The sequence below is a fragment of the Bacillus sp. LBG-1-113 genome, from assembly GCF_020708615.1.
Taxonomy (GTDB): domain Bacteria; phylum Bacillota; class Bacilli; order Bacillales; family Bacillaceae; genus Bacillus; species Bacillus mojavensis.
Genome location: NZ_JAJFDG010000002.1, coordinates 250,358 through 264,578, shown reverse-complemented (window position 1 = coordinate 264,578; position 14,221 = coordinate 250,358). Strand labels below are relative to the sequence as shown.

The 14,221-nt window shown below is 44.7% G+C and carries 14 protein-coding genes and 1 pseudogene; 2 read left to right on the top strand and 13 right to left on the bottom strand.

Annotated features, from left to right (window positions below; genetic code table 11):
* Nucleotides 1–43: 43 nt before the first annotated feature.
* The 5 genes from appF to fabH all read right to left on the bottom strand — a co-directional run bounded on the left by appF (nt 44) and on the right by fabH (nt 5,271).
* Nucleotides 44–1,033, bottom strand: a complete 990-nt coding sequence (gene appF / locus LJF29_RS07420; protein WP_029441207.1) for an oligopeptide ABC transporter ATP-binding protein AppF — start codon at nt 1,031–1,033, stop codon at nt 44–46.
* On the bottom strand, nt 1,030–2,016 hold the full coding sequence (gene appD / locus LJF29_RS07415; RefSeq protein WP_229147840.1) for an oligopeptide ABC transporter ATP-binding protein AppD: 987 nt from the start codon (nt 2,014–2,016) through the stop codon (nt 1,030–1,032). The genes appF and appD overlap by 4 nt, the downstream gene beginning before the upstream one ends.
* Nucleotides 2,017–2,206: 190 nt before the next feature.
* Complete coding sequence (locus tag LJF29_RS07410; RefSeq protein ID WP_229147839.1) at nt 2,207–2,992, bottom strand: DUF2268 domain-containing protein; 786 nt, start codon at nt 2,990–2,992, stop codon at nt 2,207–2,209.
* A gap of 79 nt (nt 2,993–3,071) precedes the next feature.
* Nucleotides 3,072–4,310 (bottom strand): beta-ketoacyl-ACP synthase II, encoded by a 1,239-nt coding sequence (gene fabF / locus LJF29_RS07405; protein ID WP_106022352.1) that lies wholly within the window; start codon nt 4,308–4,310, stop codon nt 3,072–3,074.
* Nucleotides 4,311–4,332: 22 nt separating this feature from the next.
* Nucleotides 4,333–5,271, bottom strand: coding sequence for a beta-ketoacyl-ACP synthase III (gene fabH, locus LJF29_RS07400; protein ID WP_010333732.1), 939 nt, complete (start codon nt 5,269–5,271; stop codon nt 4,333–4,335).
* A 165-nt stretch (nt 5,272–5,436) separates the two neighbouring features.
* Between fabH and LJF29_RS07395 the strand changes: the two genes are divergently transcribed.
* The gene (locus tag LJF29_RS07395) at nt 5,437–5,667 is read left to right on the top strand and encodes a hypothetical protein (protein ID WP_229147837.1); all 231 of its coding nucleotides are present in this window, start codon (nt 5,437–5,439) and stop codon (nt 5,665–5,667) included.
* A 29-nt stretch (nt 5,668–5,696) separates the two neighbouring features.
* Here the strand turns inward: LJF29_RS07395 and comZ are convergent, their stop codons facing one another.
* From comZ to LJF29_RS07375, 4 genes are all read right to left on the bottom strand, one after another.
* Nucleotides 5,697–5,888 carry a ComG operon transcriptional repressor ComZ gene (gene comZ / locus LJF29_RS07390; protein ID WP_003224559.1) on the bottom strand — a complete coding sequence of 64 codons (192 nt, stop codon included), beginning with the start codon at nt 5,886–5,888 and terminating at the stop codon, nt 5,697–5,699.
* Between the two features lie 14 nt (nt 5,889–5,902).
* Entirely contained in the window at nt 5,903–6,856 is a 954-nt protein-coding gene (locus LJF29_RS07385) for a BMP family ABC transporter substrate-binding protein (protein WP_010333730.1), read from the bottom strand.
* A 91-nt stretch (nt 6,857–6,947) separates the two neighbouring features.
* Nucleotides 6,948–7,511, bottom strand: coding sequence for a hypothetical protein (locus LJF29_RS07380; protein WP_229147835.1), 564 nt, complete (start codon nt 7,509–7,511; stop codon nt 6,948–6,950).
* An 83-nt stretch (nt 7,512–7,594) separates the two neighbouring features.
* Entirely contained in the window at nt 7,595–8,332 is a 738-nt protein-coding gene (locus LJF29_RS07375; RefSeq protein ID WP_229147834.1) for a hypothetical protein, read from the bottom strand.
* Between the two features lie 258 nt (nt 8,333–8,590).
* Here LJF29_RS07375 and LJF29_RS07370 point away from each other — a divergent pair, with 258 nt between their 5' ends.
* Nucleotides 8,591–8,776: a YjzD family protein gene (locus LJF29_RS07370; protein ID WP_010333727.1), complete on the top strand. Its 186-nt coding sequence runs from the start codon at nt 8,591–8,593 to the stop codon at nt 8,774–8,776.
* A gap of 45 nt (nt 8,777–8,821) precedes the next feature.
* On the opposite strand, the gene LJF29_RS07365 is transcribed toward LJF29_RS07370, so the two are convergent.
* The 4 genes and pseudogenes from LJF29_RS07365 to LJF29_RS07350 all read right to left on the bottom strand — a co-directional run bounded on the left by LJF29_RS07365 (nt 8,822) and on the right by LJF29_RS07350 (nt 14,193).
* Entirely contained in the window at nt 8,822–9,001 is a 180-nt protein-coding gene (locus tag LJF29_RS07365; RefSeq protein ID WP_229147832.1) for a YjzC family protein, read from the bottom strand.
* A gap of 85 nt (nt 9,002–9,086) precedes the next feature.
* Nucleotides 9,087–10,059, bottom strand: a pseudogene (gene argF, locus LJF29_RS07360) (ornithine carbamoyltransferase).
* Complete coding sequence (locus tag LJF29_RS07355; RefSeq protein WP_229147828.1) at nt 10,047–13,139, bottom strand: carbamoyl phosphate synthase large subunit; 3,093 nt, start codon at nt 13,137–13,139, stop codon at nt 10,047–10,049. The pseudogene argF and the gene LJF29_RS07355 overlap by 13 nt, the downstream one beginning before the upstream one ends.
* Nucleotides 13,132–14,193, bottom strand: a complete 1,062-nt coding sequence (locus tag LJF29_RS07350; RefSeq protein ID WP_229147827.1) for a carbamoyl phosphate synthase small subunit — start codon at nt 14,191–14,193, stop codon at nt 13,132–13,134. Before LJF29_RS07350 ends, LJF29_RS07355 begins: the two co-directional genes overlap by 8 nt.
* Between the last annotated feature and the right edge of the window lie 28 nt (nt 14,194–14,221).

The following is a 14,221-nucleotide window of genomic DNA, read 5'->3' as shown; positions in this document are numbered from 1 at the left end:
ATGTAGTATGCATACCCCCTCTCAAAGCTGTGCGGGCGACAAGTTAGCTATAAAGGTGACAAGCCACAAAATGGCTGGGAGCAGCTTCTTTGAATTCTGGTATTTGTTCCTTGCATATTGGTTTTGCAACGGGACATCTCGTATGGAAAACACAGCCTTTTGGCGGATTGGCCGGGCTGGGCAGTTCTCCTTTCAGGACGATGCGTTCGCGTTTGACAGATCCTTTTTTTCTTGTAACCGGGACAGATGATAAAAGTGCTTGGGTGTATGGGTGGAGCGGATTGTCATATAACTCGTGCTTATCGGTCAGTTCCATCATTTTGCCAAGGTACATTACCCCGACTCTGTCGCTGATATGGCGGACGACACTTAAATCGTGAGAGATAAATAGATACGTCAGATTAAATTCTTCCTGCAATTCTTCCATTAAGTTGATGACCTGGGCCTGAATCGATACATCAAGTGCAGAAACCGGTTCGTCTGCAATGATAAGCTCCGGATTCAGCGTGAGGGCTCTCGCAATGCCGATCCGCTGACGCTGTCCGCCGGAAAATTCATGAGGATAGCGGGAGGCAAACGACGGATGAAGACCTACTCTCGCAAGCAGTTCTTCGACTTTCTCATTTCGTTCTCGCATCGTGTACATATGGTGCGTGTTAAAAGGCTCCTTAATAATAGAACGCAGCGTTTTTCTTGGATTCAGCGAAGCGAATGGATCTTGAAAGACCATCTGGATATTTTTGCGGACGTTTTTTCGTAAATTCTCCTCTGACAGATTGGAAATATCCTGCCCCTTAAAGAAAATTTGGCCTTCAGTCGGTTTGTACAGCCTAATCATCGTCCGGCCGGCAGTCGATTTTCCGCAACCCGATTCTCCAACAATTCCGAGTGTTTCTCCTTTTTTTAAGGAAAACGAAACACCGTCCACCGCTTTTACATCACCAACTTTTCTTTGAAAAAAGCCTGAGCGGATCGGGAAATATTTTTTCACGTCCCGAAGTTCTAAAATTGTTTCCTGATTAGCTGCTGTCATGATTGTTCGGCACCTTCTTCCTCATATAAAAAGCATCTCACTGACCTTCCGCTTTTGTGTGTCAAAAGCGAAGGCTGATGGGTCCAGCATTTATCCATGGCCTTTGGGCACCTTGGAGCAAAACGGCACCCCGGCGGCAGATTATCTGGTGTCGGCACGCTGCCTTTAATCGCATTTAATTTATCAATCTCTCCATCTATGACGGGAATCGACATAAGCAGTCCTTCTGTATAAGGATGAAGGGGCTCTAAAAATAACTCATCGACTGAGGCATTTTCTACGACTTGTCCGCAGTACATGACAATCACTTTGTCGGCTGCTTCCGATACAACACCTAAGTCATGTGTAATCAGCAAAATTGACGTATCAAACTTCTGGCAGAGATCCTTCATTAGCTCCAGCACTTGGGCTTGTATCGTCACGTCTAACGCCGTTGTCGGTTCATCGGCAATCAGCAGTTTTGGATTACAGCTGAGCGCGATGGCGATCATTACCCTCTGTCTCATTCCGCCAGATAGACGGTGCGGATATTCCTTCATAATTTGCTCCGCTCTTGAGAACCCAACCATCTTCAAGAGTTCGACGGCTCTTTGATACGCTTCTTTTTTCTTCATGTTTTTATGGTAAATCAGCACTTCGGTAATTTGTTCTCCGATCGTTAACACCGGATTAAGGGAGGTCATTGGTTCTTGAAAGATCATGGATACTTCGTTTCCGCGGATTTTGCAATAGTCATTTTCAGTGAATGAGGTGAGGTCCTTGTCTTCGAGTTTAATCGTACCGTCCATGATTTTTCCGCCTGAGCTCTGGACAAGACCCATAATAGACAATGAAGTAATACTTTTGCCGGAGCCGGATTCGCCTACAAGCGCGACGGTTTCGCCTTTTTTGATGTAGAAATCGACTCCGTCCACCGCAGGGATCCGCTCCTTTTTTCTAAAAAAATAAGTCTTTAAATTATTCACTTCTAAAAGTGTGCTCATGCTAGCTCCCCTTTCCCCCTCTTGTCGTCAAACGTTTTCAAGAGAAAGTAATCCCTTTATTCAGAAATAATAAATAATATTGAATTATCGAAAAATTTTATAGTTGTATATTATTACAATCATTTTGCAAAATCAAGAATTTTTTAGGATAAATGTAATATTATTAACGAAATTCCATTATTTTATTCTATTAAAGCGTTGCTTTCAAAAAGGTTTCAGGAGAGATGGACAGCCCGTCTGCTGTATTGGCTTTGTTCTCTGATAAATATTTTTTTACAATATTGAATCCGACTGCATATCCAAGCATTTTCGGCTGGTATCCTTTGCCGTATAAAAGCTGATCGAACAATCGATGTTGCCGTTTAATGTTCAGATGGGGCGCAATCTTTTTTTCGTAAAAAACCTCAAGCTGCAGAGGGGTATACCAGTTGGTCCATTCAGCCGTTTGGCTCTGGCCTAACCTCTCATAAACAGCATATTCTGCCAGCCCCTCCATGATGATTGTATCAAGTAATGTGACGTCTTTTTCCTCTTTAGTCATATGATCTAACCGGCAAACATGATGATATTCATGTGTCATAAGGGCTGACACCGAGGATAATTCGATATCTGACGAGAGAAAGAGAAACATTTTATCTGGAAAGGCGAGCCCTGATTTTGATCCGAATTCTAAACGGATTCTTCTGTTTCGTTCATCAACCGGCAGTGCTACGATTGGCACGTCAGGTCCTTGCCACTTCTTTTTGAGATACTGCTCCTCTTTTTGTATATGCTGGAAAATTCCTTTTTCTTTCAGAATGGAAGACGTGCTTATTCCCTCTTCTATGTTTTTAAACATTCCGTGATGCTGCAAATGTCTCAAGATGCGTTTCCAGTCTTCTTTCTCCGTTCCTGAAAAGTGCGGGACAATGTAATGCGCCAGATCATCTATTGAAGCGGCTTTTTCAAACCATTTGTATGTTTGTTCCACGCTCATGCTATCGCCTCCTCTTTTTTATCCTATGCGCACGAAAAAAACCGGCTACCCTTTTAGGGCAGCCGGTTTGGCGTCATGATTACTGATATTTTTTGAAGATGAGCGTTGCATTATGTCCGCCGAATCCCAGTGAGTTGCTGAGAACATAGCTGAGATCTTGTCTGCGTGCTTCACCAGGCACATAATCTAAATCGCATTCTTCGTCAGGCGTTTCAATATTGATTGTTGGCGGGATCATGCCTTCTTTAATGGCAAGGATAGAGAAAATGGCTTCAATACCGCCCGCCGCGCCTAGAAGGTGGCCCGTCATAGATTTTGTAGAGCTTACCGCAAGTTTGTAGGCATGCTCGCCAAAAACAGTCTTAATCGCCATTGTTTCGTATTTGTCATTGTAATATGTGCTTGTGCCGTGAGCATTGATATAGTCAATCTCTTCAGGCGCAATGCCCGCATCTTTAATGGCTTCTTGCATCGCTCTCGCTCCGCCTTCGCCGTCTTGGGCAGGCGCTGTGATATGATAAGCGTCTCCCGTCGAGCCGTAACCGACGATTTCTCCGTAAATTTTAGCGCCGCGTGCAAGTGCGTGCTCAAGTTCCTCAAGAACGATAATTCCCGCACCTTCACCCATGACGAATCCATCACGGTTTTTATCAAACGGACGGCTTGCTGTTTTCGGATCCGGATTTGTAGAAAGCGCTTTGTTGGCACTGAAGCCAGCGAATGACATTCTAGTCAGCGGCGCTTCTGTTCCGCCTGTGATCATAGCGTCTGCATCGCCGCGCTGAATGACTTTAAACGCGTCACCGATAGAGTTTGTCCCTGTTGCACATGCAGTTACCGTACAAGAGTTAACTCCCTTTGCTCCTAAAGCAATAGAAATTTGGCCTGTCGCCATATCAGGAATCATCATCGGCACAAAAAACGGGCTTACCCGTCTTGGGCCTTTTGTTAAGAAGATTTCAAATTGAGACTCAAGCGTTTCAAGTCCTCCGATTCCGGAACCAACCCAAACACCGACTCTCGGCGCGATTTCATCAGTAATTTTAAGACCTGCGTCTTCAACCGCCATTTTCGCAGCGACAACAGCATATTGAGTGAAACGGTCCATTTTTCTTGCTTCTTTTTTGTCCATGTAATCTTCAACATTAAAGTCTTTTAATTCAGCGGCTACTTTAGCCGGATATTCTTCAGCATCAACACGAGTGATCGGACCAATTCCGGACACACCGTTGATTGCGTTATTCCAACTTGTATCAACGTCGTTGCCAAGCGGAGACAATGCTCCGAGTCCTGTAACAACTACTCTTTTTTTACTCATCTTGTGTGCACCTCACCTTTTTTTATCGGCCCCAGCGGATTGCAATGGCGCCCCAAGTTAATCCTCCGCCGAATCCTACCATGACGATCACATCGCCATCTTTGATTTTACCGGCTTCCAATTCTTCTACAAGAGAAATAGGAATGGATGCGGCAGAAGTGTTTCCATATTTATGAACTGTTTTAGACATCTTTTCGACAGGAAGCTCTAAACGCTCACGTGCAGCTTCCATGATGCGGATGTTCGCCTGATGCGGAATCAAAAAGTCGACGTCCTCTTTTGAGAGCCCTGCTTTTTCAATGACATTTACGCATGATTCACCCATTTGGCGGACCGCAAATTTGAAAACTTCACGTCCATTCATGATTGTATGTCCTTTTTCATTCAGATACAAGTGCTGACCGCCTGTGCCGTCTGCTCCTAGTTCAAATGAAAGAATTCCTCTGTCATCACTGACTGGCCCGACTACCGCAGCGCCCGCTCCGTCGCCAAACAGAACGGCTGTGTTGCGGTCTTCCCAGTCTGTAATGCTTGAGAGCTTTTCTACACCGACAACAAGGACATGCTTATAGGTTCCGGATTCAATAAATTGTTTGCCGGTTACAACCCCGTACATAAAGCCTGCACAAGCCGCGCTGATATCCATGGCACATGCTTTCTTTGCGCCGAGCTGCTCTTGAATCATACAAGAAACTGTAGGAAATGACTGATCAGGTGTGACAGTCGCAACGAGAATCATATCGAGATCCTCAGCGGACACTTCAGCTTGTTCCAGCGCTTTTTTCGCTGCTGCAACAGCCATATGTGATGAATATACGTCATCTGCGGCAATTCTTCTTTCTTCTATTCCTGTTCTTGTACGAATCCACTCGTCAGAAGTTTCAACCATTTTTTCTAAATCATGATTTGTTAAAACCTTCTCAGGGATATAACGTCCAACTCCAAGTATTCCAGCTTTCATAAGGGAAGACTCCTTTATATAGTTAATTTAGAAGATCAATCAGGTTATGATCAATTATTAGTATCAGGTACTAATTCTATCCTATTTTTTTTCACATGGCAATATATTCGTCTAAACTATCAGTTCAACTTACTCATAGAGTATGGTATATGGAAAAGGAGGCGTATGCAGGTGGATGTGTTTTCAAAAATGATGTTCGGCGATAACACCAAACAAAAAACAGAAAAAGAAGAAGTGCAGGAGGAGGAGGTTTCCCCGACAAACGAAGAAGAGACGATTGATTACATGTATATCATGAACCAAATCGGTTCGATTATGAACTCTCTCGATCAAATCAAGCCCGCTCTGAAGGAGCTCGCACCTATGGTATCCGCTATTAAAAAGAAAATCATGTGAAAAGCCACTTTCGAGAAAGTGGCTTCTTCTTATTCGGTTTCAGATTTCGCGTCGGATTTACCTAGCTCGTAGGCTTCCGCCATTACCGTTGTAAATAAATTCATAAACGGCTGAATGGCCTCCATCGACAGTTCTATTCCCGATTTTTCTAGCTGCTCTTTCGCTTCAGGCAGATATTTCATTGCAATTTGCAAAAACTCAAGTGATTTTTCGTGCTGCATGTGACGTCACCCCGTTACTCGTTTTTTGGCAGTTCACCTGTTTTGTTATACATTTTGACCAGTTTGGCGATTTTTTTCTGAAAGTCTTTGTCCACAAGCGGACTGAAGGTTCCCATTTCGACAACTCGGCTTTTCAGATCGTAATAGTGATCGCCGCCTTTTAAAGTGCCTTTGTCGAATTGCTCAGCTATGATTTCATAGGCCTTGTCCACATTTTGCACCGTGCTGGTTAACACGGTGTTCTCGCCAAGATCGGATTGATCTGTGACATAGCCGATCGCATATAGGCCGTCTTTTTTGATTTGCTGAATGACAGGAACATTATACCCGTCTCCGGCAGGATACACAACATCCGCGCCTTCGTTCTTCATTTTTTGATAAAGGTTAACCGCAGTCGAATCATCATCCCAGTGATCCGTATATTTTGTATTCACTTCTATATTAGGATCTTCATACTTAGCCCCTTTTATAAACCCGTCAACCTCTGGCTGCCATGTAAAAGAAGCGATAACACCGACCTGATTGGTTTTTGACATATGGGCAGCGGTCATTCCGCCGAAAAAGCCGATTGCTTCCCCGCTGAGATGGACGCTTGTGACATTGTCCGCTTTTGCTTTTGCATTTGAAATCACAAACTGCATATCCGGATAGTCTTCACTGACCAAGTTAAATACTTCTTCAAACTCACTTCCATGGCCAAAGAGGAGATTGACGCCGCGCTTATGAAAATCTTCAATCGCATTTATAATATCTTCATCTGTTTTTACGCCTTCTTTATAGTAGACGTCCACATTGTATTTAGACTGTATATTCAATAATCCTTTATACCCTTTTGTGCCCCATACGAGGTCATTAATCGTATCAGGAAAGAGCATGCCGACCTTCTCAATTTTTCCTTTAAACGGAGTTTGTCCACATCCGCTTAATAAAAGGAGGACAGAAAAGATCATGACAAGCCTTGTGATCAAGTCATGTTCAACTCCTTTTTGACAAGCTATAACATGTATTAAAATGATATGTTTATTGTATCTAGAAAACTCGAAACATGGAAGGTTTTTCTTAATATTTGTCGAAAATTGATGGAAATTGTCTTTTCCACTCGAGAATTTTTGTTTTCGCTTCATCTTTGGAGGTTTTTTTAGTGATTTGCAAATCAAAAATGGAACTTTCGCCGGGATCACGGCCGGGGTCTAGCAGGAATCTCAACAGCTCGTCAGCTACATCTTCTGTATAAAAGCCCTCTTCCTCCTGTTCTTCTTTCCACGGCCCATACATTTTCGGAAGAATCACCGCTTTTTCTGAACCTGTCTTTTCACGTTTCTCCCACTCTTTTCGGTCTTGTTCATATACCAAAACATAAGCTGATTTATATTGATCCAAAGGCAAAAAGCCGCTACCATATTGGATACAAATTGTATCATATAATTGATCCTCAATGTGCTCGAGCTTCCGAAAGTGCTCATTTCTCCCAAGCCACATGAGTCTTTCCTCTAAGTACATTTGTCTGCTTTCATCATCTGTTTCAGCCAAAACGACATCGACGTATATGCCTTCATCCATCATTCGCTCGCATAAAGAAAGGCCGAAAAATTCATCTGCCCCTACAATCAGCGTTGATTTCATTTCATCTGCCGCCCTTCCGGTTTTTCATTTTATCCAAAGCAAAACAGCCTCCGCAAAAGAGAAGGCTATTGTTATTGTATTCTTTATAGCTCTATTTCATGACTGTGAAAGAATTTGCAGATTGATGCATAGATCCTGCTTGGGTGCTCAAATAAATGAAACGTTATGTCAACCGGACAGCCTTGTTTTCGCTGCTGTTTTTCCTTAAATACCTCCGCATGCAGGCTGTACGGATACGGAGATCCGGTCATCCTCTGCCATATATGAACCGGTACGCGGCTCGGATAGGTTTCGATTGTTTTATAACGAAGTGAAGCCGCTTCTTTTTCGGGGATTTCGTAGCTTTCCGATACTTCTTTCAAAAATTGCTTATAGAAAAATTTATTTTCTTTTTCTGATTCATAATGTGCCTGAAGATCGAGACAAGGATTCAACATCGCGGCTGATCGGATATGATCCGGGGAAAAACGAAGCAGTTCATCGGCCACGAGAGCGCCCATTCCTTCTGCTAAAATATGAATCTTCGGATTGAGTATTTCCTGCTTCAACACGAAATGTATCAGCTGCTTGGCATAGGTGACCGCTTTTTCCGCGCCCCAGTGCCTTCCGAACAGATTGCTGTTAAAAATGGTATAGCCTTCGTCCCTTAGCATATTTAAAAGCTGATTTCTGCCGTAATGCTGAAGCCAAAAGCTCGAATCATTACCGACAAAGTGGGTTCTGTCTCCGAGGACGAAGATACCGAAGCCGTTCGGACGATAGGGCAGATGAATCACGTTATGCTCCGTTCCCAATTGAAAATACCTTTCCGTTATTCCCATCGCTTGCCCGCCTCCTTTCACACTTCATCTCACGCTATCTTATGTAAAAAGAAAAGAAACGAATAAGGTAAAGTCCTAGCCTTTCTATGTTTTGGCTATTATACCAATTGACGATATTTATTTTTTATATTTTACCATTAAAAATGTGACGAATCAGACTCTTTTGTCACCTCACTTTCTTCTAAAATTAGATTCCCCCTTGGCTTTATGTATGGTATGATAACTTCTAGAATAGAATGAGAAGGACGAGGTGGAAACGTGCGATTTATTATTGCTTTTATTTGGACGTTCCTTTTATCGCATATGGCATGCTATTTGATTGCCAGCATGAACAGTGTAGCGTATAACTTCACAACATCATCCGTAATTGCTGTCGTTTTATATGTGCTGATCATGGCGCTAGCAGCAATCATGCCTATGAACAACAATGCCAGCCAGCATTAATAAGCCAAAAACCCAAAACATATATTGTTTTGGGTTTTTTCGTGATCACGGTTTTCTTTTATACGTCCACAGGCGGTTGTGATTAGATGTTTCAGGAAACATATCTCCTGCTGACAGTTGGACCTTTTGCGGGTTTTTGACCATACTCCCCGTCTCGCCGATTTCTACGTAGACGCCGTTGTTGGGCGCTTTCTGCCCGGGCCGGAATTGATGCTGCTGTCCCACTGTTTTTCCTCCTTTTCCTTTTTCGTGTAGTATGCGCCTAAGCGGGTGTGAATATGTTTCCATAAAAAAACTGCTGAGAGCCGGCTCAGCAGTTTTTTTGGTTATTCTCCGTTGTATAGGATCGCCTTTAACAGCGCTTTTTGCACATGGAGGCGGTTTTCGGCCTGCTGGAATACAGCGGAATTCGGACCGTCAATAATCTCCGCCGTCACTTCTTCTTCACGGTGTGCAGGAAGACAGTGCAAAAATGTATAGTCAGGTTTAGCATGGCTGACAAGCGATGCATTCACTTGGTAAGGCGAAAAGACTGCGAGACGCTTTTGCTCTTCCGCTTCCTGTCCCATGCTAGTGAATACATCTGAATAAATGACGTCCGCATTTTTTACGGCTTCAATCGGATCAGCTGTAAGTGTAATGGAAGCACCTGATTGAAGGGCCGCTGCCTTGGCTGCTTCCGCCGCTTCGTCTAACACTTCGTATCCCTCAGGTGAAGCAATCGAAATATCACAGCCCATTTTTGCGCAGCCGATCATCAGGGAGTGCGCCACATTATTTCCGTCACCGATATATGCGACTTTCACACCTTTGAGATCGCCTTTGATTTCCTTGATCGTCAATAGATCCGCAAGCGCCTGGCAAGGATGATATTTATCGGTAAGCCCGTTGATAACTGGAATATCAGCGTGTTCAGCAAGCTCCTCCACCTTTTCATGCTCGAAGGTCCGGATCATGATCGCATCTACATAGCCTGAGAGCACTTTTGCCGTATCAGCCACCGTTTCACCGCGGCCCAGCTGCAGATCTTTCTGGCTTAAAAAGAGGGCATTTCCGCCAAGCTGCGCCATTCCGGCTTCAAATGAAACACGAGTCCGCGTGGATGATTTTTCAAAAATCATCGCAAGGGTTTTGCCTTGAAAAATAGGCTGAATTTTGTTTTGTTTCAGTTCACTGGCTTCAGCAAGCAACGCGCTGATATCTTGTTCACTGAGATCTTTTAGCGTTAATAGGTCTTTTCCGAATAGACTGGTTTGCGTTTCTCCCATATTCACTGTGTGCATGATGCCACTTCCTTTTTATAAAGATCTCTGAGGGAAACAGGGTGCGGACTGCCTGATCCGCTTTGCAAAAACGCCCGTACGGTTTCCTCTTCAGTAAAGACGGTAATGCCGTGTGTCATGGCTTCCAGACGCTCTTTGCGTGCTTCTTCAGAGCCGTTTAAATTGATATGAAGAGCTTTTTCATCCTGTTCCATCCATGAGGCGAATGTACCTTCATGAACTGTAAAACCGGCGTTTTCCGCTAATGTCTTCAAATCTTCCGGTCCGTTTTGCAAATAAATGCTTCCTTTTTGATTCCAAACACGCGTGTAGATTTTTTTCAAGGCGCTGTCGGTGTCGTATGCAACACACATGCCTTCTCCCGTCGATTTCATTTCCGGTCCAAGCTTCACATCTACATCTTGAATGGCATGTGTTGAAAAGACCGGGAACTTTACAGCAACGCCGTGGTGATTTTGAACTGCCGGGTTTACATCTTTTAGAGATGCCCCCGCCAGAAGCCGTGTGGCGAGCGGAATCATCGGAACCCCCATGACTTTGCTGACAACCGGAACTGTACGGCTCGCTCTCGGATTCACTTCAAGGACGAGAATGTTTTCGTTATCGATCACAAATTGGATGTTCATAATGCCTTTAAACGAAAGCTTTCGGGCAATTTTTTGTGCAGCATCTTTCATTCCTTGCTGCAATTTGTTTGTGACGGAAGGCCCCGGGAGAATGGCAAAGCTGTCCCCTGAGTGGACGCCCGCCCGCTCAATATGTTCGGTATATGTCGGGATAAAGACTTCTTCACCGTCGGAAATCAAATCAATTTCGACTTCTTTTCCTGACACGTACTGATCAATTAAAATGGGGTACGGCATGCTGTCTTCTCCGTCCAGCAGCTGAGAAAGCGCAGCTTCCGACTCAACGATAATCATACCCATCCCGCCAATGACATAAGAAGGACGGATTAATACCGGATAGCCGATGCCGTTAGCTTTCTCTGCAGCCTCTTCTTTTGTATAGGCAATTTCTCCTTTAGCATGCTGCAATCCGAGTTCATCAAGAAGCTGATAAAATTGATCGCGATCCTCTAACACGTCAAGCGTTTTAAACGATGTGCCGAGAAGCGTGATTCCGGCTTTTTCGAGCGCTTCAGCAGCATTGATCGCGGTTTGGCCGCCGAACTGCACGATCGCAAAGTCAATGCTTTCCTGCTCCGCCACGTTTAATATGTGCTCCGTTGTCAGCGGTTCAAAATACAGGCGATCCGCAATTTCATAATCTGTGCTCACGGTTTCCGGGTTGTTGTTAATCATAATCGTTTCGAACCCAAGCTTTTGCAGCGTTAACACTCCATGAACAGCACTGTAATCGAATTCAACGCCCTGGCCGATGCGGATCGGTCCTGATCCGATAATCAGCGCGCGCTTTTTCTCTTTGCGGCTGATGTCTCCATCGGTTTCTCCGTAATACGTGGAGTAAAAATAGTTGGTTTTCGCATCAAACTCAGCTGCGCAAGTATCAACAATTTTGAAGGAAGGCGTAATCCCCTTCTCCTTGCGAAGAACGCGCACTTCTTCCTCTGTCTTGCCGATAAGCGAGGCAATCGTTGCATCTGAAAACCCTTTTTCCTTTGCCTTTTTTAATAAATCATAAGAGAGGTCGCTCCCCGCTTCCATGATCTGATTTTCCAGCTTGATGATATTGTTAAAGGTATGAAGGAAAAACGGGTCAATTTTTGTTTTTGCATGGATTTCTTTTATCGATATCCTTCGGCTTAACAGCTCCATCACAACGAAAAATCTTCGATCGTCAGGTGTGATTGCCAGTTCCCAGAGCGCTTCAATTGATAAGCCGCCGAGCTCGGGCAGATGCGTGCCGACGTTTTTCAGCTCAAGGGAGGCTGCCGCCTTTTGAATTGCCGCTTCTATATTACGTTCAATCGCCATCACTTCTCCGGTGGCTTTCATTTTCGTGCCGAGCTTGCGGTCCGCGTTTTTGAATTTATCAAACGGCCAGCGCGGAAACTTGACGATGACATAGTCCAATGCCGGTTCAAAGCTCGCATAAGTGGAGCCTGTAAGCGGGTTTTTTAATTCGTCAAGCGTGTATCCAACCGCCAATTTCGCAGCCATTTTCGCAATGGGATAACCTGTTGCTTTTGACGCGAGAGCAGATGAACGGCTCACACGCGGATTCACTTCTATGACGTAGTATTGCTTGCTGAACGGATCAAGCGCAAACTGAATGTTGCAGCCGCCTACGACATCAAGTGCCGAAATGATCGTCAGACTTGCCGTCCGGAGCATTTGATAGTCTTCATCAGTTAAGGTTTGTGAAGGCGCCACTACGATTGAATCGCCTGTATGCACACCGACAGGATCGATATTTTCCATATTACAGACGGTAATGCATGTGTTGTTGCTGTCACGCATCACTTCATATTCAATTTCTTTAAAGCCAGCAATGCTCTTTTCTACCAGACATTGATTGATCGGGCTAGCCAAAAGGGCTTGCTTGATCATGGCGGTAAATGCTTCTTTCGTAGGCGCGATACCCCCGCCTTTTCCGCCTAACGTGTAAGCAGGCCGGATAATGACCGGAAAGCCGATCGATTCCGCAAAGCGAATGGCGTCGGTTTCGTTATCGACAATTTCGCTCTCTGGAACTGGCTGATTCAGCTCGTTCATTAAAGAACGAAATTTCTCCCGGTCCTCTCCTTTTTGGATTGTATCCACGGATGTACCTAGAAGTTTGACGCCGTGCGCCTTTAGGATACCCGCCTCTTCAAGTTCAACCGCTAGATTCAGTGCAGTCTGCCCGCCTAAATTGGCCAAAAGTCCGTCGGGCTTTTCTTTCTTAATAATATCTGTTAAGCTTTCCGCCGTGAGCGGTTCAAAATAAATGTCATCCGCGAAAGCTTCATCGGTCATAATTGTGGCCGGGTTGTTGTTGACGAGAATAACCCGATAGCCTTCTTCCTTGAGCGCGATGCACCCTTGAGTGCCTGAATAATCAAATTCTGCCGCCTGGCCGATGATAATCGGGCCTGAGCCGATTACTAATATGCTTGAAATACTGGTGTCTTTAGGCATGGGCGATTTCTCTCCTTGCTGGTATCACATTCTTTAAATAATCATCAAAAATCCATTCGCTTTCCGCCGGCCCGGGATGGGCTTCCGGGTGGAATTGCACACTCATGACTGGCAGCTTTTTATGGGAAAGCCCTTCAACTGACGTGTCATTGACATGGTGGAATCTGATCGTCAGCTCTTCTTGGTTGATGGATTTTTCATCAACCACATAGCTGTGATTTTGGCTGGTCATGAAAACCCGCTTCGTTTCACGGTCGATGACCGGATGGTTTGCGCCTCTGTGTCCGAACGGCAGCTTAAACGTATTTCCGCCAAAAGCGAGCGCAATCAGCTGATGGCCGAGACATATGCCGAGCGTCGGAAAACGGCTGACGATGTTTTTGATTTGTTCCATATACGGTGTAATGGCTTTCGGATCTCCGGGTCCGTTGGATAACACGACACCGTCCGGCTTTATGGCGTAAACAGTTTCCATTTGCTGATACGGTATAACGGTGACCTTGCAGCCTCGTTTCACGAGTGATGATGCAATTGATTTTTTATAGCCAAAGTCAATGAGAGCGATATGTTTATTTCCTTCGCCGATTGTGCTGATGTCCTGTGCTGCCGCCTGTTCTGCGACGTTCTCAGGCTGCAGAGCAATCTCAGCCGCTTCTTTAGAGGCAGTGACAGACGCCCCCATCGTTCCGTTCGCACGGATTTTCTTGACGACAGCCCTCGTATCGACATGGGATAAAAGCGGGATGTTCCATTTTTTCAGATATTCCTTAAGGCTGTATACCGCTTCATGATGGGAAAAATGATCGCATGCCTCGTAAACAACAGCTGCTTTCACTTGCGGTTTTTTGCTTTCAAAGTCGTTTTCATTAATGCCGTAGTTGCCGATCAGCGGATACGTAAATACGATAATCTGTCCTTTGTATGACGGGTCTGTCAGCACTTCCTGATAGCCCGTCATTCCTGTGAAAAACACAGCTTCGCCCGTGCAGTTTTCATGTCCGTCCAGTTCGCCGCTGAACACTGTTCCATCTTCTAATACTAAATAACCTTCCATCTAAAAGCCCACCTCTTGATGAATAATT

What these genes read in the sequence shown, in the direction of transcription:
- appF (WP_029441207.1), bottom strand. Translation starts at nt 1,033, where the DNA reads ATGACAGCAGCTAATCAGGAAACAATTTTAGAACTTCGGGACGTGAAA.
- appD (WP_229147840.1), bottom strand. Translation starts at nt 2,016, where the DNA reads ATGAGCACACTTTTAGAAGTGAATAATTTAAAGACTTATTTTTTTAGA.
- LJF29_RS07410 (WP_229147839.1), bottom strand. Translation starts at nt 2,992, where the DNA reads ATGAGCGTGGAACAAACATACAAATGGTTTGAAAAAGCCGCTTCAATA.
- fabF (WP_106022352.1), bottom strand. Translation starts at nt 4,310, where the DNA reads ATGAGTAAAAAAAGAGTAGTTGTTACAGGACTCGGAGCATTGTCTCCG.
- fabH (WP_010333732.1), bottom strand. Translation starts at nt 5,271, where the DNA reads ATGAAAGCTGGAATACTTGGAGTTGGACGTTATATCCCTGAGAAGGTT.
- LJF29_RS07395 (WP_229147837.1), top strand. Translation starts at nt 5,437, where the DNA reads ATGCAGGTGGATGTGTTTTCAAAAATGATGTTCGGCGATAACACCAAA.
- comZ (WP_003224559.1), bottom strand. Translation starts at nt 5,888, where the DNA reads ATGCAGCACGAAAAATCACTTGAGTTTTTGCAAATTGCAATGAAATAT.
- LJF29_RS07380 (WP_229147835.1), bottom strand. Translation starts at nt 7,511, where the DNA reads ATGAAATCAACGCTGATTGTAGGGGCAGATGAATTTTTCGGCCTTTCT.
- LJF29_RS07375 (WP_229147834.1), bottom strand. Translation starts at nt 8,332, where the DNA reads ATGGGAATAACGGAAAGGTATTTTCAATTGGGAACGGAGCATAACGTG.
- LJF29_RS07355 (WP_229147828.1), bottom strand. Translation starts at nt 13,139, where the DNA reads ATGCCTAAAGACACCAGTATTTCAAGCATATTAGTAATCGGCTCAGGC.
- LJF29_RS07350 (WP_229147827.1), bottom strand. Translation starts at nt 14,193, where the DNA reads ATGGAAGGTTATTTAGTATTAGAAGATGGAACAGTGTTCAGCGGCGAA.